The 20,896-nt window shown below is 75.5% G+C and carries 17 protein-coding genes; 13 read left to right on the top strand and 4 right to left on the bottom strand.

Translation table 11 applies throughout. The features are described 5' to 3' along the window. Positions 1-94: 94 nt before the first annotated feature. Together ACSMXW_RS06710 and ACSMXW_RS06705 are read left to right on the top strand one after the other, a co-directional pair. Positions 95-1,129: a C40 family peptidase gene (locus tag ACSMXW_RS06710; RefSeq protein ID WP_485804546.1), complete on the top strand. Its 1,035-nt coding sequence runs from the start codon at positions 95-97 to the stop codon at positions 1,127-1,129. Between the two features lie 309 nt (positions 1,130-1,438). Then, positions 1,439-2,677, top strand: coding sequence for a hypothetical protein (locus ACSMXW_RS06705; protein WP_485807859.1), 1,239 nt, complete (start codon positions 1,439-1,441; stop codon positions 2,675-2,677). A 208-nt stretch (positions 2,678-2,885) separates the two neighbouring features. Here the strand turns inward: ACSMXW_RS06705 and ACSMXW_RS06700 are convergent, their stop codons facing one another. Continuing rightward, a complete protein-coding gene (locus ACSMXW_RS06700) occupies positions 2,886-4,148 on the bottom strand; it encodes a glycosyltransferase 87 family protein (RefSeq protein ID WP_485804545.1) in 1,263 nt (420 codons plus the stop codon). Positions 4,149-4,313: 165 nt separating this feature from the next. Here ACSMXW_RS06700 and ACSMXW_RS06695 point away from each other — a divergent pair, with 165 nt between their 5' ends. Then, positions 4,314-5,465 (top strand): glycosyltransferase family 4 protein, encoded by a 1,152-nt coding sequence (locus tag ACSMXW_RS06695; RefSeq protein ID WP_485804544.1) that lies wholly within the window; start codon positions 4,314-4,316, stop codon positions 5,463-5,465. Between the two features lie 345 nt (positions 5,466-5,810). On the opposite strand, the gene ACSMXW_RS06690 is transcribed toward ACSMXW_RS06695, so the two are convergent. Further along, positions 5,811-7,622 carry an AMP-dependent synthetase/ligase gene (locus tag ACSMXW_RS06690; protein WP_485804543.1) on the bottom strand — a complete coding sequence of 604 codons (1,812 nt, stop codon included), beginning with the start codon at positions 7,620-7,622 and terminating at the stop codon, positions 5,811-5,813. A gap of 508 nt (positions 7,623-8,130) precedes the next feature. Between ACSMXW_RS06690 and ACSMXW_RS06685 the strand changes: the two genes are divergently transcribed. The 6 genes from ACSMXW_RS06685 (at position 8,131) to ACSMXW_RS06660 (ending at position 14,095) form a co-directional block, all read left to right on the top strand. Then, complete coding sequence (locus ACSMXW_RS06685) at positions 8,131-8,886, top strand: metallophosphoesterase family protein (protein WP_485804542.1); 756 nt, start codon at positions 8,131-8,133, stop codon at positions 8,884-8,886. A gap of 223 nt (positions 8,887-9,109) precedes the next feature. Then, positions 9,110-9,547 carry an SRPBCC family protein gene (locus tag ACSMXW_RS06680; protein WP_485804541.1) on the top strand — a complete coding sequence of 146 codons (438 nt, stop codon included), beginning with the start codon at positions 9,110-9,112 and terminating at the stop codon, positions 9,545-9,547. A 646-nt stretch (positions 9,548-10,193) separates the two neighbouring features. Then, positions 10,194-11,492 (top strand): ArsA family ATPase, encoded by a 1,299-nt coding sequence (locus tag ACSMXW_RS06675; protein WP_485804540.1) that lies wholly within the window; start codon positions 10,194-10,196, stop codon positions 11,490-11,492. A 100-nt stretch (positions 11,493-11,592) separates the two neighbouring features. Further along, positions 11,593-12,222: a DUF5304 domain-containing protein gene (locus ACSMXW_RS06670; protein ID WP_485804539.1), complete on the top strand. Its 630-nt coding sequence runs from the start codon at positions 11,593-11,595 to the stop codon at positions 12,220-12,222. Positions 12,223-12,275: 53 nt separating this feature from the next. Continuing rightward, entirely contained in the window at positions 12,276-13,217 is a 942-nt protein-coding gene (locus tag ACSMXW_RS06665) for an ROK family glucokinase (protein ID WP_485804538.1), read from the top strand. Between the two features lie 104 nt (positions 13,218-13,321). Then, the gene (locus ACSMXW_RS06660) at positions 13,322-14,095 is read left to right on the top strand and encodes an endonuclease/exonuclease/phosphatase family protein (protein ID WP_485804537.1); all 774 of its coding nucleotides are present in this window, start codon (positions 13,322-13,324) and stop codon (positions 14,093-14,095) included. A 336-nt stretch (positions 14,096-14,431) separates the two neighbouring features. Here ACSMXW_RS06660 and ACSMXW_RS06655 read toward each other — a convergent pair whose 3' ends face one another. Together ACSMXW_RS06655 and ACSMXW_RS06650 are read right to left on the bottom strand one after the other, a co-directional pair. Then, positions 14,432-15,019: a hypothetical protein gene (locus ACSMXW_RS06655; protein WP_485807857.1), complete on the bottom strand. Its 588-nt coding sequence runs from the start codon at positions 15,017-15,019 to the stop codon at positions 14,432-14,434. 550 nt (positions 15,020-15,569) lie between these two features. Continuing rightward, positions 15,570-16,361: an alpha/beta hydrolase gene (locus ACSMXW_RS06650; protein WP_485804536.1), complete on the bottom strand. Its 792-nt coding sequence runs from the start codon at positions 16,359-16,361 to the stop codon at positions 15,570-15,572. 257 nt (positions 16,362-16,618) lie between these two features. Between ACSMXW_RS06650 and ACSMXW_RS06645 the strand changes: the two genes are divergently transcribed. The 4 genes from ACSMXW_RS06645 (at position 16,619) to ACSMXW_RS06630 (ending at position 20,826) form a co-directional block, all read left to right on the top strand. Continuing rightward, the gene (locus ACSMXW_RS06645) at positions 16,619-17,356 is read left to right on the top strand and encodes a lysophospholipid acyltransferase family protein (protein WP_485807855.1); all 738 of its coding nucleotides are present in this window, start codon (positions 16,619-16,621) and stop codon (positions 17,354-17,356) included. A 38-nt stretch (positions 17,357-17,394) separates the two neighbouring features. Continuing rightward, positions 17,395-18,882 carry a DUF5931 domain-containing protein gene (locus tag ACSMXW_RS06640; protein ID WP_485804535.1) on the top strand — a complete coding sequence of 496 codons (1,488 nt, stop codon included), beginning with the start codon at positions 17,395-17,397 and terminating at the stop codon, positions 18,880-18,882. A 127-nt stretch (positions 18,883-19,009) separates the two neighbouring features. Beyond that, positions 19,010-19,654, top strand: a complete 645-nt coding sequence (locus tag ACSMXW_RS06635; protein WP_485804534.1) for a response regulator — start codon at positions 19,010-19,012, stop codon at positions 19,652-19,654. 143 nt (positions 19,655-19,797) lie between these two features. Continuing rightward, positions 19,798-20,826 (top strand): 6-phosphofructokinase, encoded by a 1,029-nt coding sequence (locus ACSMXW_RS06630; protein ID WP_485804533.1) that lies wholly within the window; start codon positions 19,798-19,800, stop codon positions 20,824-20,826. Positions 20,827-20,896 lie beyond the last annotated feature (70 nt).

Genomic DNA, 20,896 nt, shown 5'->3' with positions numbered 1-20,896 from the left:
AGCGGACTGTGGCTCCCGCGTAGTCGTGTGGTTACTCTCTGGCGTCGCATTCCCCCGTCCCGGGGGTCCGACAGCGGAAGGAGAGCGGCTACCTGTGGGGTCTCATCGCCGCATCCCCGGGCCCGGCCCCGGCCGGGCCACCCTCGGCACCAGAGTCACCGTCCTGTCCGCCGCCACGGCCACGGCGGCCGCGGCACTCGCCGCGGTGCCGGCGGGCGCCGCGCCCGCGGCGCGGGACACCGACGCCAAGGCCGAGGTGGACCGGTTGTACCAGCAGGCCGAGCGGGCCACCGAGGCGTACAACCGCGCCACCGAGCGGGTCACCCGGCTCGCCGGGGAGGTCTCCTCGGCGCAGGACCGGCTGGCCCAGGGGCAGCAGCGCGTCAACGAGATACGGGGCACGCTCGGTTCGATCGCCGGGGCGCAGTACCGCACCGGCGGCGTCGATCCCGCGCTGCAACTGCTGCTCTCCGGACGCCCGGACAGCTTCCTGGAGGACGCCGCCGCCCTCGACCGGATCGGCGACCGTACGGCCGGCCGGCTCAAGGAGTACCGGACGCTCCAGCGCCGTCTCGCCCAGGACCGTGCCGAGGCCGCGGGCGCCCTGCGGGAGCTGGAGCGCAGCCGCCGGGCCGCGGCCCGGCACAAGCGCGCCGTCGAGCACAAGCTCGCGGTCGCCCGGCGGCTCCTGCACACCCTGACCGTCGCCCAGCGCGCGGCGTACACCCACTCCTCGCGGCCCGGTGAGGTCCCCGCGCCCGGCCCCGGCGGCCGGCCGGCCTCGCCGCGCGCGGCCACCGCGCTCGCCGCGGCGCGCTCGGCGCTCGGCCGGCCCTACGTGTGGGGCGCCAACGGTCCCGCCGGCTTCGACTGCTCCGGCCTCACGCAGTGGGCGTACGCCCAGGCCGGCGTCGGCCTGCCGCGGACCTCGCAGGCGCAGCGGTATGCGGGGCGGCGGGTGCCGCTCTCCGAGGCCCGGCCCGGCGACCTCGTCGCCTACCGGCAGGACGCGAGTCATATCGCCATGTACGCGGGGCATGGGCAGGTCATCCATGCGCCGTATCCGGGCGCGCCGGTGCGGTACGACCCGGTCGGCATGATGCCCGTGTCGTCGGTGACCAGGATCTGACGCGGTCCTGGCCCTGCCGGCGGCCCGTCACCCGCCGTCCCCCACTGCCTTGAGGGCGTGGGAGGTGCCCCAGGTCACCGCCCCGCGCCCCGGGCGGCGCGCCCAGGCGACCGGGGCGACCATCCAGGGGCACGGGGAACCGCGCGACCGGCCCCCACCGGCCGGTGGAGGGAGACGAGACACGAAGGGGCTGGTGCGGCCCGCCGCAGGCGCCGCCAGGAGCGGTGGCGCCAGGGGCCGTACGATCGGGGCGTGGTGCGTCGTGGCGGTGGCAGACGGAGGGCGCGGCTCAGGTGCGCCCTCGCGACGCTGTGCGCGGGCGCGGTCGGCGCCGCCGGACTCGTCGGCTGCGAGCGGACCGCCCCCGCCGACCCGGCCGCGGGCCAGGTGCAGCGGCTGCTGGACCGGCGCGCCCGTGCCGTGCTCGACCGGGACGAGAGCGAGTACCTGGCGACCGGCGGCGCCGGCGAGGACGCGGCGGCGGCCCGGCGGTCGGCGACCGGCTTCCGGAACCTCGCCGCGGTGCCCCTGGAGTCCTGGACCTACCACGTCACCGGCTTCCACCGCTCCGGCGCCGCCGCCCGCGCCACCGCCGAGCTGCGCTACCGCATCGATGGCTACGACTCCACCGCCGTCGCCTCCCCCCGGACCCTGACCCTGCACCGCCGCGACGGCCACTGGTACGTCACCGCCGACCGGCCCGCCGCGGACGGCCCCCAGCAGTTGTGGGAGCAGGGCCGGGTGGCCGTCGTGACGGGCGCGCACAGCCTGGTCCTGGGCGTCGGCCAGAGCACCGGGCGCCTCAGGGACTTCGCACGCCTCGCCGACCGCGCGGTGCCCGCGGTACAGAGCGCGTGGGGCCAGGGAAGCGGTGCGCGCGCAGCGCCCTCGGCCGAGGGCGGTGGGAGGCGGGCCGGATGGTCCGGCCGGGTGGTGGTGGAGGTGCCCGCCTCGCTGAACGGCATGGCGGGACTGCTGGGCGCCCCCGCGGCCGGATACCGGGGCATCGCGGCGGTCACCACCGGCGAGACCGGCGGCTCCGTGCGGGCGCCCGCCGACCGCATCATCGTCAATCCCGACGCGTACGGCGAGCTCAGCGGCCTCGGGCGCCAGGTCGTCCTCACCCACGAGACCACGCACGTCGCCACCCGCGCGGCGACGTCCCCCGCGACGCCGCTCTGGCTCTCCGAGGGCTACGCCGACTGGGTCGGCTACCGCCGGACCGGACGCACCCCCGCCCAGGCCGCGCCCGAGCTGCAGCGTGCCGTACGGGCCGGCCGGGTGCCGGGGGCGCTGCCGGCCGACGCCGACTTCCGCTTCTCCCAGCGGGCCGACGCCCTCGCCCAGGCCTACGAGGGCGGCTGGCTGGCCTGCCGGATGATCGCGGGCAGCTGGGGCGAGGCCCGCCTGAAGGACTTCTACGAGGCGGTGGGCGCCCACGAGCAGCGCGCCGGCGCGGTCGACGGCGCACTGCGCGACGTCCTCGGGGTCGACACGGCGGAGTTCACCGCGCAATGGCGGGCCTATCTGCGGGACCAGCTCGGCTGACGGAACCGGGCGCCGGTCCGGTCCTCGCGCCGGTCCGGTCCTCGCGCCGGTCCTGTTCTCGCACCGGTCCGGTCCTCGCGCCGGTCCTGTTCTCGCACCGGTCCGGTCCTCGCGCCGGTCCTGTTCTCGCACCGGTCCCGTCCTCGCGTCGGTCCGGTCCTCGCGCCGGTCCCGTCCCCGTCCCCGCGCCGGTCCCGTCCCGCGGCGGTCAGCGGGAGCCGACCAGCTCCTCCGGCTCCGGGACGTTCCCCCCTCCGGCGGAACGGCGCCGGGGCGTGCGGACCGTACGCCGCCAGAGCCTGACGCACGCGGTGACGGTCGCCGCCAGCAGCAGGCCGTTGCGGACGCCGAGCAGCGCGACGCCCCCCGCGTCCCCGGCGACCACATGGCCGAAGAACACCGGGAACTCCAGCGTCGTCACCAGGGTCGCCGCCAGCACCAGCAGCGCGGACGGCACCATCGTCCCGGCCCTGAAGAGCAGGCACACAGCGGCGAGACCCACCAGCCACACCATGTACTGGGGGCTGATCACCCGGCTGGTGGTCGTGAACAACAGGACCGCGGTGAAGGCGGCGTCCGCGAGCACGGACGGCGGCCCGCCGCCCGCCCGCCGCCGCCACAGCAGCAGCCAGCACAGCGCCAGTACCGACAGCACCTGGGCGGCGCCGCTCACCACCGCCACATACGGCCCCAGGAACTCCACCGAGCCGTAGTGCAGCGCCACCCCGCCCCGCCAGCCCAGGTGCCGGGCGGCGTGCAGCGCCAGCGCGCCCAGCGACTCCACCTCCGTGCCGCGGTCCTGCTGGAAGCGGAGGAACGCCAGCGCACCCGGCACCGCCGCCCACGCCGCCAGCAGCAGGCCGGCCGCGACCGCGGCCGCCGTCCCCCAGGACCTGACCGTGGCCCGGCCGCGCCGGGTGCCGACCAGCACCAGCGCCGGCCACACCTTCAGCAGCGCCCCGAACGCCGCGAGCGCCCCCAGCAGCCGCGGCCGCCGGGCCCCGGCGAGCAGCGCCGCGACGCCCACCGCCGTCGCCATCAGGTCGTACCGCGCGTACCCGGTCGGCCCCAGCAACGGCACCCCCACCACCCACACCCAGACGCCGCGCACCGTCCGGCCCGGCCGCCGCGCCGCGTACAGCAGCATCCCGAGCACCAGCGCGTCGGCCACCAGCAGCAGCACGGAGAACGCCGCCGCATACGGCAGGAACGGCAGCAGCGCCGGGGAGAGCACGGCAAGGGCGGCACCCGGCGGGTACTGCCAGGTGACGTCGGAGGCCGGGAAGCGTCCGGTGCGCAGCACCCCGTACCAGCCGTGGTAGATCACCGACACGTCGCCGGTGACGTCCAGGCCCGGGAAGCGGAGCGCGCCCAGCACCCACAGCAGGAGCAGGATCCTGGTGGCGGCCCAGGCACCGACGGCCCACAGCGGTGCCGGGACCCTGCGCGCCGCCCTGACCGCCATGTTCATGCTGTGCCGCTCCCCGGTCGTCCGCGCCGCCGCCTGCCGGGGCCGCGGCCGCCCGGCGCGCTGTGCGCCCGTGCGCCGTCCGCGGGCCGCCACCGACCCCGTCATGATGCCGTGCCGTGGTGCCGGGCAGCCATCGGGAGGGGCCGTTCGGTACTGTGGCCGCACATGCACAGGACCCTGATCGTGACCAACGACTTCCCGCCGAGGCAGGGTGGCATCCAGACGTTCCTGCACAACATGGCGCGCCGCCTCGACCCGGACCGTGTCGTCGTCTACGCCTCCACCTGGAAGCACGGCCGGGAGGGCGCCGAGGCGACCGCCGCGTTCGACCGCGAACAGCCCTTCACCGTGGTCCGCGACCGCACCACGATGCTGCTGCCCACCCCCCGGGTGACCCGCCGCGCCACCGCACTGCTGCGGGAGCACGGCTGCACGTCCGTCTGGTTCGGCGCCGCCGCGCCGCTCGGCCTGATGGCGCCTGCGCTGCGCCGCGCAGGCGCCACCCGCCTGGTGGCGACCACGCACGGCCACGAGGCCGGCTGGGCGCAGCTGCCCGGTGCACGGCGGCTGCTGCGCCGCATCGGCGAGGGCACGGACACGGTGACCTACCTCGGCGAGTACACGCGCCGGCGGATCGCCGCCGCGCTGACGCCCGCGGCCGCGGCCCGGATGGCACACCTGCCGCCCGGCGTCGACGAGAAGGCGTTCCACGCCGGCTCCGGCGGCGACGCGGTACGCGCCCGGCTCGGGCTCACCGGGCGGCCCGTGGTGGTCTGCGTGTCCCGGCTGGTGCCCCGGAAGGGCCAGGACACGCTGGTGCGGGCCCTGCCGCGGATCCTGGCCCGGCAGCCGGAGACCGTGCTGCTGCTGGTGGGCGGCGGCCCCTACGAGAAGCGGCTGCGCGCCCTGGCCGAGGAGAGGGGGGTGGCCGGTTCCGTGCGGTTCACCGGGGCGGTGCCCTGGGAGGAACTGCCCGCACACTTCGGCGCGGGCGACGTCTTCGCCATGCCCTGCCGCACGCGGCGCGGCGGGCTCGACGTCGAGGGCCTCGGCATCGTCTACCTGGAGGCCTCCGCGACGGGCCTGCCGGTGGTGGCCGGCGACTCCGGTGGCGCGCCGGACGCCGTGCTCGACGGCGAGACCGGCTATGTGGTGCGCGGCGGCGGGCCCGGCGCCCCCGCGGAGACCGCGGAGCGGATCCTCACGCTGCTGGACGACGCGGGCCTGCGCCGGGCCATGGGGGAGCGGGGCCGCGCCTGGGTGGAGGAGCAGTGGCGCTGGGACCTGCTGGCGGAACGCCTCCGGTCCCTCCTCTGAGCGAGCCGTGCCCGTGCCCGTGCCCGGGCGTGGGCGGCGCCCCGGAAGGGGTGCGGGGAACCGCGCGCTCAGCCTCCCCCGGCCGGTGGCCGGGCAGGAACCGCAAGTGGCTCGCCACAGTGGCCCGCCGCAGGCGCGTCGTGGCTGCTCGCGCCCACGCGGCGGAGCCTGCGCCACTGCCTCGAGAGCGTGGGAGGCACACCCCCGGAGGTACCTCCAGGTCACCGCCCCGCGCCCCTGCCGGGACGCGGTCGACCGGCCGGTGGCCGGGCACGGGACCACGAGCCCCGAAGCGGGCCCCGGAAGCGGGCCTCGGAAGCGGCCGGCCCCGGCGGCAGGGAGCCGTCAGCCCCGGTACAACGCCTCGATCTCGTCCGCGAAGTCCTTCGCGACGACATTCCGCTTGAGCTTCAGCGACGGCGTCAGATGCCCGGACTCCTCCGTGAACTGCGACGGCAGCACCCGGAACTTCCGCACCGACTCGGCACGGGACACGGCCGCGTTGCCGTCGTCCACCGCCTGCTGGAGGGTGGCGAGCAGGTCCGGGTCGTCGCGGAGCGCCGCCGCCGGGGTGCCGGGCGGCTTGCCGTGGTCCTTCAGCCAGCGCTCCAGGAACTCCTCGTCCACCGTGATCAGCGCGCCCACGAACGGCCGCCCGTCACCGACCACCATGCACTCGGCGACCAGCGCATGCGCGCGGATGCGGTCCTCGATCACCGCGGGGGCGACGTTCTTGCCGGCCGCCGTGACGATCAGCTCCTTCTTGCGGCCGGTGATTGTCAGGTAGCCGTCCTCGTCGAGGGTGCCGATGTCACCGGTGTGGAACCAGCCGTCGGCCAGCGCCTCCGCCGTCGCGGCCTCGTTGTTCCAGTAGCCCCTGAACAGGTGCTCGCCGTGCAGCAGCACCTCGCCGTCGTCTGCGATCCTGACCACCGAGCCGGGCAGCGGCTGCCCGACCGTGCCGATCTTCTGCCGGTCCCAGGGGTTGAACGCGGTCGCGGCGCAGGACTCCGTGAGGCCGTAGCCCTCCAGAACCGTGAAGCCGATGCCGCGGAAGAAGTGCCCCAGGCGCTCGCCCAGCGGGGCGCCGCCGGAGATCGCGTACTCGCCCCGCCCGCCGAGCACGGCCCGCAGCTTGCTGTAGACCAGCTTGTCGAACGTCTTGTGCTTCAGCCTGAGCCCCAGCGACGGGCCCGCCGGGGTGTCCAGGGCGCGGCTGTAGGCGATCGCGGTCTCCGCGGCCTTGTCGAAGATCTTGCCCTTGCCCTCGGATTGCGCCTTGGCGCGGGCCGAGTTGTAGACCTTCTCGAAGACGCGGGGCACGCCCAGGATCAGCGTGGGCCGGAAGACGGCCAGCTCGTCGGTGAGCTGCTTGACGTCCGGCACGCAGCCCAGCTTGATCGGCGCCATCATCGGCGCCACCTGCACCAGCCTCCCGAAGACGTGCGCGAGCGGCAGGAACAGCAGCACGGAGCACTCGCCGGTGCGGAACAGCGGGCGCAGCCGCTCGACGATGTTGCCGCACTCGGCGAAGAAGCTACGGTGCGTCAGCACACAGCCCTTCGGCCGCCCGGTGGTGCCCGAGGTGTACACGATGGTGGCCGGATCGTCCGCCTTCGCCACCGAGCTGCGCTCCTCGACCACCTCGTCGCCGAGGCCGGCGCCCGCCCCGCGCAACTGCTCGACAGCCCCGGCCGCGCCCGCCCCGGGCTCGATCCGCCAGACGGGCCCGAGTCCGGGCAGCCGCTCGCGGACCGACTCCACCGCGGCCACGTGGGCGTCCGTCTCCACCACACAGGCCACCGCGCCGGAGTCGCCGAGGATCCACTGCACCTGCTCGGGCGAGCTGGTCTCGTACACCGGCACGGTGATCGCGCCCGCGCTCCAGATGGCGAAGTCCAGCAGGGTCCACTCGTAGCGGGTGCGCGACATCAGCGCGACCCGGTCGCCCGGCCGCACCCCGGAGGCGATCAGTCCCTTGGCGACGGAGCGCACCTCGGCCAGGAAGGCGGCGGCGGTGACGTCCTGCCAGACGCCGCCCACCTTGCGGGCGATGACCGCGACGTCCGGATGCTGAGCGGCGTTTCTGCGGACGATGTCGGTCAGGTTGCCGTCCGTGGGGACCTCGTACAGGGCCGGAAGGCTGAACTCGCGCAAGACTGCTGCTCCTCGTGGGGCGCCGGCGCCGCCGGGGGAAACGGCGCCGAGGCGCGTCCTTGGAAGGGTGGTTTGGGGCTGTGGCACCTCCCAGCGGGTGGCTGGGGGAGGGCGGACGTGTGTGGTGACGGTGCGGTCCAAGGCTCGGGCCGATGAGCTACGGGCGTCAATGGCTGATCAATGGCTGAGAACCGCTGAACCGCTGAGCACCCGCGGCGCACCGGACTGCCCGGACGTTACCCATCGGTACCGCCCGCGCGGTAGGGGGCCCGCTCAGATGTTTGCCGCGTCACACGCCATGGCCGTGCTCCGCGCACAGTAGTCCACTCCCTTCCCCGGTAGGAAGTTGCCGCAGGTCCGGCTGCTGTGGCCGTGTTCCACCACCCCGCAGGGAGTCCTACGCTTGCGCAGTATGGGAGGCACAGCATTCGGTCAGCGTCCTGTATACGACGCGCGGGGCCGATCCAGCGCCCACGGCGCGCGGAGGGCGCACGGGACTCGCGTCCACGTGGTGAGCGATGTGCACGGCAACGCCCGGGACCTGGCGCGCGCCGGGGACGGCGCCGACGCCCTGGTGTGCCTCGGTGACCTCGTGCTCTTCCTGGACTACGCGGACCACTCGCGCGGTATCTTCCCGGACCTGTTCGGCACGGAGAACGCCCACCGGATCGTGGAGTTGCGCACCGCCCGCCGCTTCGAGGAGGCGCGCACCTTCGGCGCCGGCCTCTGGTCGGCCATCGGCACGGACCCGGGGACGGCCATCGAGAAGGCGGTGCGCAAGCAGTACGCCGAGCTGTTCGCCGCCTTCCCCGCCCCGACGTACGCCACCTACGGAAACGTCGACATTCCGGGCCTGTGGCCGGAGTACGCGGGGTCCGGCACCACGGTCCTGGACGGCGAGCGGGTGGAGATAGGCGGGCGGGTCTTCGGATTCGTCGGCGGTGGCCTGCGGACGGCGATGCGTACGCCGTACGAGATCAGCGACGAGGAGTACGCCGCGAAGGTCGAGGCGGTCGGCGAGGTCGACGTGCTCTGCACGCACATCCCGCCGGAGGTCCCCGAGCTGGTCTACGACACCGTGGCGCGCCGCTTCGAGCGCGGCAGTACCGCCCTGCTGGACGCGATCCGCCGTACCCGGCCGCGGTACGCGCTCTTCGGCCATGTGCACCAGCCGCTGGTGCCCAGGATGCGGATCGGCCGCACGGAGTGCGTGAACGTGGGGCACTTCGCCGCGTCCGGCCGGCCCTGGGTCCTTCAGTGGTGAGACAAGGGGGAACGCGGCGGAGACGGTGACCCGGGGTGGTGGGGGAGACGTGCGGTGGGCAGGCCCGGCGGGCGGCCGTCGGGACACGGCAGTGCGGGGCGGTGTGCCGGCGCGCGGTAGCCTTCCGCTGCACGGGCCGCCGTACCGCCGAGGAGCCCGTCATCCGTACCGCGTTCACCCGTCCGACACCTTGGCCGGACCTGCATCTGGAGGAGCCACGGCGATGGCGGAACACACCAGTTCGAGCATCACGATCGAGGCGGCACCCGCCGATGTCATGGACGTGATCGCCGACTTCGCCCGCTACCCGGACTGGACGGGCGAGGTGAAGCAGGCCGAGGTGCTGGCCACCGACGAGGAGGGGCGCGCCGAGCAGGTCCGGCTGGTCATGGACGCGGGTGCGATCAAGGACGACCAGACGCTCGCCTACACCTGGAAGGGCCCCCACGAGGTGAGCTGGACCCTCGTGAAGTCCCAGATGCTGCGTTCCCTGGACGGCGCGTACGTCCTCACGCCCACCGGCGAGGACAGCACCGAGGTCACCTACAGCCTCACCGTCGACGTCAAGATTCCCATGCTCGGCATGATCAAGCGCAAGGCGGAGAAGGTCGTGATCGACCGGGCCCTGGCCGGCCTGAAGAAGCGCGTGGAGTCCAGGTAGCCCCGGTGCGCTTCCGTCCCGGCCCCCTCCCGGCCACGACGCGCCCGCGGCGGGCCGCCGACCCGACCCCCTCGCGGTCTCGTCTCCGGCCGCCGGCCGGTGGGGTTTGGCCGCGCAGTTCCCCGCGCCCCTCGGGGGTGCCCGGTGAGTTCGGGCCGGGCCGGAGCCTGTCCGGGGTGCAGGTCGTTTTCCGGTCGGGTTGTGCCGTGAAGGGGGCGCGGGGAACTGTGCGACTAGCCACGACGCGCCCGCGGCGGGCCGCCGGGCGGAGCCTGTCGTGGTCTCGTCTCCGGCCGCCGGCCGGTGGGGTTTGGTCGCGCAGTTCCCCGCGCCCCTCGGGGGTGCCCGGTGAGTTCGGGCCGGGCCGGAGCCTGTCCGGGGTGCAGGTCGTTTTCCGGTCGGGTTGTGCCCTGGAAGGGGCGCGGGGAACTGCGCGACAAGCCACGACGCGCCCGCGGCGGACCCCCGGGCGGAGCCCGTCGCGGTCTCGTCTCCGGCCCCCGGCCGGAACGCGGCCCCGGCGGGCCGCCGGGCCGAGCCCCTCACGGCCTTGTCTCCGGCCCCCGTCCGGTGCCGGCACGGGAGCGCCCCCGCCGCGCGAGCGGCGGACCGAGTGGCGGCGCCCCGCGGTGAACGGAGGCGCTCCATGCGTACGGTCCTGCTGACGGGCCCCGGCGGCGCCGGCCGCACCACCCTGGCCGCGGCGACCGCCGCCGCGGCCGCCCGCGCCGGCACCCCCACCCTCCTGCTCACCACCGACGCCACCGACACCGCCGGCGCGGTCCTCGGCACCCCCACCGGACCCGCCCCCGTCACCCCGCTGCCCGGCCTCACGGTGCTCCGCCCCGATCCCGCCGCCCGCTTCCGCGCGGACCTGCTCGCCCTCCAGCAGCACGCGTCCGCCGCGCTCGACCTGCTCGGCGCGGCCCCCCTCCACGACGACGAGCTGACCCCGCTGCCCGGCAGCCGGGAGCTGGCCCTGCTGCGCGCCCTGTGCGAGGCCGCCGCCGGGCCCTACGAGCTGGTGGTGGCCGACCTGCCCGCCACCCCGGACGCCGTCGCCGCCCTCGCACTGCCCGAACAGCTCCGCCGCTACCTGCGCCGGCTGCTGCCGCGGGAGCGCCGCGCGGCCCGCGCCCTGCGGCCCGTGCTGGGACGGCTCGCGGGCGTGCCGATGCCCACCGACGGGCTCTACGAGGCGGCGGGCCGCTGGGACGTGGCGCTGGCCACGGCACAGAGCGTGATCGAGGACCCGGGCACCACCGTCCGGCTGGTCGCAGAGCCGGGGGAGGCGGGCGCCGAAGCCGTCCGCACCGCCGCGGTCGGCCTCCACCTGCACGGCCTGCGCACGGACGGCCTGATCGCCAACCGGCTGCTCCCCGCGGAGTCCCCCGACCCCTGGCTGGGCGGCCTCGCCGCCGCCCAGCGCAAGACCCTCGACGAGTGGGCGGGCGCCGGCGACGGCGGTGCCGGACCCGGCGGGGCGTACGGGACGCTGTACCGGGTCGGGCACCTGGGGCGCGAGCCGCGCGGACTCGACGACCTCGCGGCCCTGGCCGCCGCCGCGGACCCCGTCGCGCCGCCCGGGTTCGGGCCCGGGCCCGCGGGCCTCGTTCCCGAGCGGACCACGGCGGATGCGCCGCGGCCAGCGGCGGGCGGGCCGGCGTCCGGCGAGGCCGGAAGCCTCGTGCGGTGGCCGCTCACCGATCACAGGGCCGAGGAGGGCGTGCTGGTCTGGCACATCCCGCTGCCCGGCGCCGTACGCGCGGAGCTGGACCTGGTCAGGCGCGGGGACGAACTGGTCGTGTCGGCGGGCCCGTTCCGCCGTGTCGTGGACCTGCCGTCCGTGCTCCGCCGCTGCACCGTGGACGGCGCCGGCCTGCGCGACGGCGAGCTGCGCATCCGGTTCCGGCCGGACCCCGCCCTGTGGCCCCGGAGCCGCTGACCCGGCCCGGCCCGCGCCCGCACGTCCCCGCGGCACCCGGCGCCCGGTCCGGTACCGTCGAAGGTACGAAGCCGGAACCGTCCGCGGGAGTCAGACCGCCATGAGCGAAGCCGCCGAGCGCCCGGACCTCCCCGAGGGCCCCCGGGAGGAGACCGAGCCACAGGGCACGCCCGACGCCGTCCGGGGCCCCGCCGGCCGGGACCGGGACGCCGAGCGCCCCGGGGCACGCCGGGGCACGCCCGACGCCGACGCCTGGGCGACGGCCGTCGCCGAGGACCTCGCCGAGGAGCGCGCCCGCCGCCGCGCCCGGTACGGTCCGCCACCGGGCTCGGCGGCCGAGGAGCTGCGCAAGCTGGTGGACGCCGTGGCCGACCGGCTCAGCGGACTCTCCGGGGCCGCGGCCCCGCTGTTCGGCGCGGCCGCGCAGGGCGCCGCCCAGCAGATGGTCCAGCAGGTCGTGAAGCAGGCCAGGGCAGCGGTCGAGCCGGTCATCGAGCGCAACCCCGACGTCCTCGACCACCTCGCCGCCGCCGGGTCCGAACTCCTCGCCGCCTACCGCTCCGTGGTGAGCGCGCAGGAGCAGCGCTGGACCCGCGCCACGGACCCCCGCCCGGGCGCCGTCGAGGACCCCGGTGACCACTCAGGCCACCCGGACCACGGCGGTCGCAAGCCGGGCCCCGACGGGCCGGACGAGGGCCCCGGACCAGGCGAACACATCGACCTGGACTGACTCCCCTCGGGTACGGTTGACCGCAGCGGGGCTCGACCGGAACTGAGGGACACATGGGACTCACCATCGGGGTGGACATCGGCGGCACGAAGATCGCGGCCGGAGTGGTCGACGAAGAGGGTTCGATCCTTGAGACGCACACCGTGCCCACCCCGTCGACCGCCGAGGGCATCGTCGACGCGATCTGCGCGGCCGTCACCGGCGCCGGCGAGGGCCACGACATCGAGGCCGTCGGCATCGGCGCCGCCGGCTACGTCGACGACAAGCGCGCCACCGTGCTCTTCGCGCCCAACATCCACTGGCGCCACGAGCCGCTGAAGGACAAGGTCGAGCAGCGCGTGGGCATGCCGGTCGTGGTGGAGAACGACGCGAACGCCGCGGCCTGGGGCGAGTACCGCTTCGGCGCGGGCCAGGGCCACGAGGACGTCATCTGCATCACGCTCGGCACCGGCCTCGGCGGCGGCATCATCATCGGCAACAAACTCCGCCGCGGACGCTTCGGCGTCGCCGCCGAGTTCGGCCACATCCGGGTGGTGCCGGACGGCCTGCTCTGCGGCTGCGGCAGCCAGGGCTGCTGGGAGCAGTACGCCTCCGGCCGCGCCCTCGTGCGGTACGCCAAGCAGCGCGCCAACGCCACCCCCGAGAACGCCGGGATACTCCTCGGCCTCGGCGACGGCACCCCGGACGGCATCGAGGGCCGGCACGTCAGCGAGGCGGCCCGGCAGGGCGACCCGGTCGCCATCGACTCGTTCCGCGAGCTGGCCCGCTGGGCCGGCGCCGGACTCGCCGACCTGGCCTCCCTCTTCGACCCGTCCGCGTTCATCGTGGGCGGCGGTGTCTCGGACGAGGGCGAGCTGGTGCTCGACCCGATCCGCAAGTCCTTCCGGCGCTGGCTGATCGGCGGCCAGTGGCGGCCGCACGCCCAGGTGCTGGCCGCCCAGCTCGGCAACAAGGCGGGCCTCGTGGGCGCCGCCGACCTCGCCCGGCAGGGCTGAACGCACGGCCGGGCCCGCCCCAGGGGCCCGGCCCCGTCACCGCCCCCGCGACCGCCGGCGCCGCGGTGCCCGGGCACGCCCCCGCTTCCCGTATCTTGATCGCCATGCCCACCAGTACGACAATCGCCAGGCCGATGCCCCACTCCCGGACCGAGGAGGACGGCTCCGCGGTCATCCGGGTGCTCAGCTACAACATCAGGTCGATACGGGACGACGAGGACGCCCTCGCCCGGGTGATCCGCGCCTGCGCACCGGACCTGGTGCTGCTCCAGGAGGCGCCCCGGTTCTTCCGGTGGCGCAAGAAGCTGGCCCGGCTGGCCTCCCGGTCCTCCCTGGTGATCCTCTCCGGCGGAGCCCCCGCCGCCGGGCCCGCGCTGCTCTGCTCGCTGCGTGCCACCGTCGAGCGCACCGAGGACGTCCTGCTGCCGCGCACCCCGGGGCTGCACCGGCGTGGCTTCGCCACGGCGGTGGTCCGCTTCGGCCGGGCCCGCCTCGGCGTCCTCAGCGCCCATCTCTCCTTGCAGGACGAGGAGCGGCACACACAGGCCGGCATGCTGCTGAACCGCCTGGGCGCCCTCGGCGTGCCCTACGCCGTCGCGGGCGGCGACCTCAACGACCGCCCCGAGGGCCGCACGTTCCGCCGCCTGGCAGGAGCCCTGCGGGACTGCTGGACCGAGGCGCCGTGGGGCGCGGAGCACACCGCCCCGGCCGACCGGCCCCGGCAGCGGATCGACGCCATCTTCGCCACCGAGGGCGTGGAGGTGCTGGCCTGCGGGGTGCCCAGCGACCTGCCCGGAGTGACCCACCGGGACCTGAGGGCGGCCACGGACCACCTGCCCGTGCTGGCCGCCCTCAGGATTCCCCCCGCCGGCGAGTGAACTCCCGCTCCTGCGACGCCCCTTGGCCCCGGGCGCTGCCTCTGCCCGGTCGGTGGCCGCACAGCCCGCCAGGTACGACGGCTGGGCGCAGGGCTTCCTGCGCGGGCCCTCGCCAGAGGTGCGGACATCCCCGGAGCCGAGGAACGCTTGTACCGGGTCGACGGTGCGCCAGGTGCCGAAGCCGCCGGTACCGGGCGCCGAAGCCGCCGGTACCGGGCCGGCGGGACGCCGAGGGCTCGATCGGGGGGCGGCCCTCACCCGTGACGCATCCGGCCGTCAGGACGCCGGGCTTGCCCCGTCCCTTCCCTCGGAGCCCGCTGTGGTTCCGCGGTGCGCTCAGACGACCGCGCCGCGGCCCGGGTCGTCGTCGTCCTCGTCGCCCGGGTTCATCCGGACCACCAGGGTGATGAAGCCGCCGACGAAGCCGCCGATCCCGAGCGTCGCCAGCCACCACGTCATCTGCCAGCCGAGCAGCACGCTGAGCAGCAGCAGGAGCGGGCCGCCGAGCACGGCGAGCCAGCCGAACCTGGCGGTGGTGTCGGCGGACGGCAGCGGGGGCGGCTCGGGCGGCACGAAGTGGCCCTCGTCGTCCTCGCCGAGGTCGTCGTCGGAGGGGGCCGGGGGGCGGTAGTCGCGCGGGCCGACCCCCGGGGCGAAGGCGACCGAGCCGCCGAGCGTCCGGCCGGGGCGGGTGGGCTTGTCGCCGTCCTCGGCGTCCCCGCCCCCGGGGCCCTCCCCGGTCTTTTCCCTGCCATCCCCGGCCTGCGTCTCGTCCCGTTCGCCCCCGCGGGGGCGGCGGGGGGCGTCGCGCGTGCCGCCCCGGCCCCGCTCCTGCTCCGGCTCGGGCAGGAGCAGGTCCTCTATCGGCTTGAACGGCTTGGCGCCCGGCGGGTCGGGCGGCTCCTCGCCGTATCCGGCGACGATGGCGGCCCAGGCGGCCTCCTCGTCGAAGGCGGGGTCGCCGGGGGCGGCGGGCTGCTGCGGGCCGGGCGGCCGGGTGCCGGCTTCCTGCGGGCCGGGCGGTTGGGTGCCGGGTTGCTGCGTGCCCGGCTGCCGGGCGCCGGGTGTGTCCGGCTCGTCCGCGCGGTCCGCCGTGGTGCCGGCGGCGGCCTTCGTACCGGAACGGCCGCCGTCCGGCAGGGTGGGCTCCGCGGCGGCCGGTTCCGCGGCGACCTGCCCGGTCGCGGGCGGCTCGGCGGCGGTCTCCGTGGTGAGGGGTTCGGCGGAGGTCTCCGTGGTGACGGGCTCCGGGGCGGCCTGCTCGGTGGCGGTGTCCGCGGTGGGCTCCGCGGCGGCGGGCTCCGGGCGGGCCGGCTCGGTCAGTGCCTGCTCCGGTGCCGGGGGCTCCCCGGTGCCGCCGCCGGGCGCCGGGGCGTCCGGCGGCGTGCCGCCCGGGCGCGCCGGGCCGTGGGCGCCGCCCGTGCTCTCCTCGGGCTGCTCCGCGCGCCCGGCGCCCGGGCGGGGTCCGTCCTGGTCAGCCACCGATGACCGTCCCTTCTGTGCCGAGACTGGGGGCGAGCCGGCCGATGAACGCGAGGCTGTCCGCGAAGATCCGGTCCGCGTCGTGGTCCAACGTCGCGACGTGGTAGCTCTGTTCCAGCAGGGTCTCGGTGACGTCGGTGGACGAGACGCGGCTGAGCACCCGGGCCGTGTCGGCCGGTGGCACCACGTGGTCCCGGGCGCTGTGCAGCACCAGCAGCGGCTGGGTGACCTGCGGCAGCTCCCCGTCCACCAGCCGGAAGAACCGGCGCAGCGAGTACGCGCTGTGCAGCGGGACCCGGTCGTAGCCCAGCTCGCGCGTGCCCGGCTCGGTGCCCCGCTTGGCGATGTCGTCGATGAGACCCCGCACCGAGGGGACGAAGAGCCGGGCCACCGGCAGGGCGTGTGCGGCGAGGCCGTGCATCCGGATGGCCGGATTGACCAGCACCACGCCCGAGACGGCCGTGCCGTGCCGGGCCGCGAGCCGCAGGGCGAGCGCGCCCCCCATGGAGAGCCCGGCCACGAAGACCCGCGTACACCGCTCCCCGAGCGCACGCATCTCGCGGTCCACCTCCGCGTACCAGTCCTGCCAGCCGGTGAGCCGCATGTCCTGCCAGCAGGTGCCGTGCCCGGGCAGCAGGGGCAGCGACACCGTCAGCCCGTGCCCGGCCAGGTACCCGGCCCAGGGCCGCAGCGACTGCGGGGAACCGGTGAAGCCGTGGCAGAGGAGCACGCCGACGTCCCCGCCGTCATGGCGGTACGGCTCGGCTCCGGGGAGTACCGGCACCTTCGGGTCTCCTGTTCATGAGTGCGGCCTTGCGGTTGCTTCGTGACCGCGCCTTGCGGGCGGGCGACGGCGGTGCGGCGGCCGGGCGGGGGCTCCGGCGGCCGGGCACCGGGCGGGTGGGCCTCGGCGCCCGGGGTACGGCGTACTTCACCGTACGCGACCCCACCGACACCGACCAGGTCCGTCCCGGAGCCGCCGCGCGGCCCGGGGGCGCCGCACGGGTATGGTCGGATGCACAGGAAGAGGAGGCCCCAGTGATCTACGGCGCCATGAAGTTCTCCCTCGGGGGGACGCTGAAGCTCGCCTTCCGGCCCTGGGTGGAAGGCCTCTCCAACGTCCCGGCCGAGGGCCCCGCGATCCTGGCCAGCAACCATCTGTCGTTCTCCGACTCCTTCTTCCTGCCCACCATGCTCGACCGCAAGGTCACCTTCATCGCGAAGGCCGAGTACTTCACCACCCCCGGCCTCAAGGGCCGGATGACCGCGGCCTTCTTCAAGGGCGTGGGCCAGCTCCCGGTCGACCGCTCCGGGGCCCGCGGCGCCGGCGAGGCCGCGATCAGGAGCGGTATCGAGGTCCTGGAGCGCGGCGAGCTGTTCGGCATCTACCCGGAGGGCACCCGCTCGCCCGACGGCCGGCTCTACCGCGGCAAGCCGGGCGGCCTCGCGCGCGTGGCGCTCGCCACCGGCGTCCCCGTCATCCCGGTGGCGATGATCGACACCGAGAAGATCCAGCCGCCCGGCAAGATCGTCCCCAAGCTGATGCGCCCGGGCATCCGCATCGGCAGGCCGCTGGACTTCAGCCGCTACCAGGGCATGGAGCACGACCGCTTCGTGCTGCGGGCGGTGACGGACGAGGTCATGTACGAGATCATGAAGCTCTCGGGGCAGGAGTACGTGGACATCTACGCGACCGCCGCCAAGCGCAAGATCGCCGAGGCCGCCAAGCAGGAGCGCGCGGAGAAGGCGGGCAGGGCCGGACGGGCCCGCACCGCGTAGGCGGTCAGCGGAGGGGCGTCCGCAGAGGGGGGCGGGGCATGGCGCGGCGGGAGAGAGCCGGGCGGGACGAGCCGGCCGTCAGGATGTCGGTCGAGCAGCCGCTGTGGCGCGCGCTCACCGTCTACCGCCCGGTGACCCTGCTGTACGCCATGGGCCTGTTCGCCGTCGGCTACGACCGGTTCGCCCGCCCCTGGGTGGCGATCGCCTACTTCGCGGTGCTGGCCGCCTGGACCCTCGCCACCTGGCGCAGGGTGACGGGCGCGGCGGCCTGTACGCGCCGGTTCCTCGCCGTGGACCTCGCCCTCGCGCTTGCCGGCATCCTGCTCACGCCGGTCGCGGCCGAGCACGCCCGGATCGTCGCCGGTGCTCCCACGCTGCCGAGCATCTGGACGGCGGGCTCGGTGCTGGCCTACGCGCTCAAGGGCGGCTGGCGGTGGGCCGCGGGCGCCGCCGCCCTGGTCGGCGTCGCCGACATCGTGCAGCGCGGCGCCCTCAGCCGCGACACCCTCCACAACGTCCTGCTGGTGTGGGTCGCCGCGATCGCCATCGGCTATGTGGTCGAGGTGGCGCGCGCCTCCGAACGCACCCTGGCCCGTGCTCTGGAGATCGAGGCCGCCACCCGGGAGCGGGAGCGCCTCGCGCGTGACATCCACGACGGTGTCCTGCAGGTCCTCGCGATGGTGCAGCGGCGCAGCAGCGCGCTGGGCGGTGAGGCGGCGGAGCTGGGCCGCCTCGCGGGGGAGCAGGAGGCCGCGCTGCGCGCCCTGGTCACCACCGGCCTGGCCCCCGCCGTGGGGACCCCGGACACCGGGGGCACCGCCGGCTCCGCCCTACGTGCCGCCCGGGTGGCGCGCGCCGGGCGCGAGGTGGCCGGCCCGGCGGGCACGGGCGGCGGCGAGCCGGCTTCGGGGGCACCCGGGGCCGGGGAGGCGACGGGGGCTGCGGCTCGGAAGACGCCGGGGGCTTCTGGGATCCGGAAGATGACGGGGACTCGGAGGGCCCGCGGGGTGACGGGGGCCCGTGGGGACCGAGAGGCGACGGGGGATGGTGGGGCCCGAAAGGCACCGACGGCCTCCGGGCTCTCCGGGGCCGGCGGCGACGAGCCGGGCGACGGGCTCGTGGACGTGCGCTCCCTGCTGGCCCCCTACGCCGGCTCCCGGGTGACGTTCTCCGAACCGGGCGCCCCCGTGCCGCTGGCCGCGCCCGCCGCGAAGGAGCTGTCCGCCGCCGTCGGCGCCGCCCTGGACAACGTCCGCAGGCACGCCGGTGACGAGGCCCGCGCCTGGATCCTCGTCGAGGACGAGCCGGACGCGGTCGTCGTCACCGTCCGGGACGACGGGCCCGGCATCCCGGAGGGCAGGCTCGCCGAGGCGGCCGGTGAGGGCAGGCTCGGAGTGGCGCTGTCGATCAAGGGGCGGCTGCGGGACATCGGGGGCCGGGCCGAGCTCCTCTCGGTGCCGGGCCAGGGCACAGAGGTCGAACTGACGGTTCCGCGGCAGGCAGTTCCGCGGGGGAAGGCGGGATGAGGACGTGCGCGAGCGGCGCGAAGAGGCGGCTCCACCGGCGCGGGCCGTGCCGGGGGTTCCACCGGCACGGGCAGGACGGGCTGCGGCCGGGGACGGTTCGGACGGTGCACCCGCGGCGCTGAAGGTGATGGTGGTCGACGACCACCCCATGTGGCGGGACGCCGTCGCCCGCGACCTGACCGAGGCCGGGTTCGAGGTGGTCGCCTCCGCGGGCGACGGCGAGCAGGCCGTGCGCCGGGCCATGGCCGCCGGACCCGACGTCCTCGTGCTCGACCTCAACCTCCCCGCCAAGCCCGGGGTGCAGGTGTGCAAGGAACTCGTCGCCGCCGACCCCGCCCTGCGCGTCCTCGTGCTGTCCGCGAGCGGTGAGCACGCCGACGTCCTGGAGGCGGTGAAGTCGGGCGCCACCGGCTACCTGCTCAAGTCGGCCTCCACACAGGAGCTGATCGACGCGGTGCGGAGGACCGCCGCCGGCGACCCGGTCTTCACGCCCGGCCTCGCGGGTCTGGTGCTGGGCGAGTACCGCAGGCTGGCCGCGGAGCCCGCGCCGGCCGCGCCCGACGAGCCCAAGGCGCCCCGGCTGACGGACCGGGAGCGAGAGGTGCTGCGGCTGGTGGCCAAGGGGCTGAGCTACAAGCAGATCGCCGAGCGTCTGGTCATCTCGCACCGCACCGTGCAGAACCACGTCCAGAACACCCTGGGCAAGCTCCAGCTCCACAACCGTGTGGAGCTGGTCCGGTACGCCATCGAAAGGGGGCTTGACGACGATTGACGGCATAGCCCCACCTTCGAGTGAATATTAAAGATCAACTCCCCGTGAAAGCGGCGGAATTGGCCATTCGTCCCATGTCGGAGTGACGTGGATCACTACTAGCGTGTGCGCCATCAGCTCCCCTAGGGCGAAGGGACAATTCCATGCGGGTCGGAGTACTGACCGGAGGCGGCGACTGCCCGGGACTCAACGCCGTCATCCGGGGCGTCGTCCGCAAGGGCGTACAGGAGTACGGGTACAACTTCGTCGGCTTCCGCGACGGCTGGCGGGGGCCGCTGGAGGGCGACAGCTTCCCCCTCGACATCCCCCAGGTACGCGGCATCCTGCCCCGTGGCGGGACCATCCTGGGCTCGTCGCGCACCAACCCCCTGAAGGTCGAGGGCGGCATCCGCAGGATCCGGGAGAACCTCGCCAAGCAGGAGGTCGAGGCGCTGATCGCCATCGGCGGCGAGGACACGCTGGGCGTGGCCGCCCGCCTCGCCGACGAGTACGGCATCCGCTGCGTAGGCGTGCCGAAGACCATCGACAACGACCTGTCCGCCACCGACTACACCTTCGGCTTCGACACCGCGGTCGGCATCGCCACGGAGGCCATCGACCGCCTGCACACCACCGCCGAGTCGCACATGCGCGTCCTCGTCGTCGAGGTGATGGGCCGGCACGCCGGCTGGATCGCCCTGCACTCGGGCCTCGCCGGCGGGGCGAACGTCATCCTCATCCCCGAGCGGCGCTTCGACGTCGAGGAGGTCTGCGCCTGGGTCACCAGCCGCTTCCGCGCGTCGTACGCGCCGATCGTGGTGGTCGCCGAGGGCGCCATGCCCAAGGACGGCGACATGGTGCTCAAGGACGGCTCGCTCGACTCCTTCGGCCACGTCCGGCTCTCCGGCGTCGGCGAGTGGCTGGCCAAGGAGATCGAGGGCCGGACCGGGAACGAGGCCCGCACCACGGTTCTCGGCCATGTCCAGCGGGGCGGCACGCCCAGCGCGTTCGACCGCTGGCTGGCCACCCGCTTCGGCCTGCACGCCATCGAGGCCGTGCGCGACGGCGACTTCGGCAAGATGGTCGCGCTGCGCGGCACGGACATCGTCCGGGTGCCGATCGCGGAGGCCACGGCCAAGCTCAAGACCGTGGACCCGGCCCTGTACGAGGAGGTGAGTGTGTTCTTCGGCTGACCGGTGCCCTCGCGCCGGTGGGCGGGCCACGGCGGAGAGTGCCCCTTCCGGCCGGCGGCGGCCCCGCGGC

The sequence above is a fragment of the Streptomyces sp. DSM 116793 genome, from assembly GCF_057320905.1.
This window is presented reverse-complemented; position numbering and strand designations above follow the sequence as displayed.

Coding starts and splice junctions, on each gene's coding strand:
- ACSMXW_RS06680 (WP_485804541.1), top strand. CDS start 9,110: ATGGCGGAACACACCAGTTCGAGCATCACGATCGAGGCGGCACCCGCC.
- ACSMXW_RS06700 (WP_485804545.1), bottom strand. CDS start 4,148: ATGAACATGGCGGTCAGGGCGGCGCGCAGGGTCCCGGCACCGCTGTGG.
- ACSMXW_RS06640 (WP_485804535.1), top strand. CDS start 17,395: ATGGCGCGGCGGGAGAGAGCCGGGCGGGACGAGCCGGCCGTCAGGATG.
- ACSMXW_RS06670 (WP_485804539.1), top strand. CDS start 11,593: ATGAGCGAAGCCGCCGAGCGCCCGGACCTCCCCGAGGGCCCCCGGGAG.
- ACSMXW_RS06635 (WP_485804534.1), top strand. CDS start 19,010: ATGGTGGTCGACGACCACCCCATGTGGCGGGACGCCGTCGCCCGCGAC.
- ACSMXW_RS06695 (WP_485804544.1), top strand. CDS start 4,314: ATGCACAGGACCCTGATCGTGACCAACGACTTCCCGCCGAGGCAGGGT.
- ACSMXW_RS06660 (WP_485804537.1), top strand. CDS start 13,322: ATGCCCACCAGTACGACAATCGCCAGGCCGATGCCCCACTCCCGGACC.
- ACSMXW_RS06630 (WP_485804533.1), top strand. CDS start 19,798: ATGCGGGTCGGAGTACTGACCGGAGGCGGCGACTGCCCGGGACTCAAC.
- ACSMXW_RS06675 (WP_485804540.1), top strand. CDS start 10,194: ATGCGTACGGTCCTGCTGACGGGCCCCGGCGGCGCCGGCCGCACCACC.
- ACSMXW_RS06665 (WP_485804538.1), top strand. CDS start 12,276: ATGGGACTCACCATCGGGGTGGACATCGGCGGCACGAAGATCGCGGCC.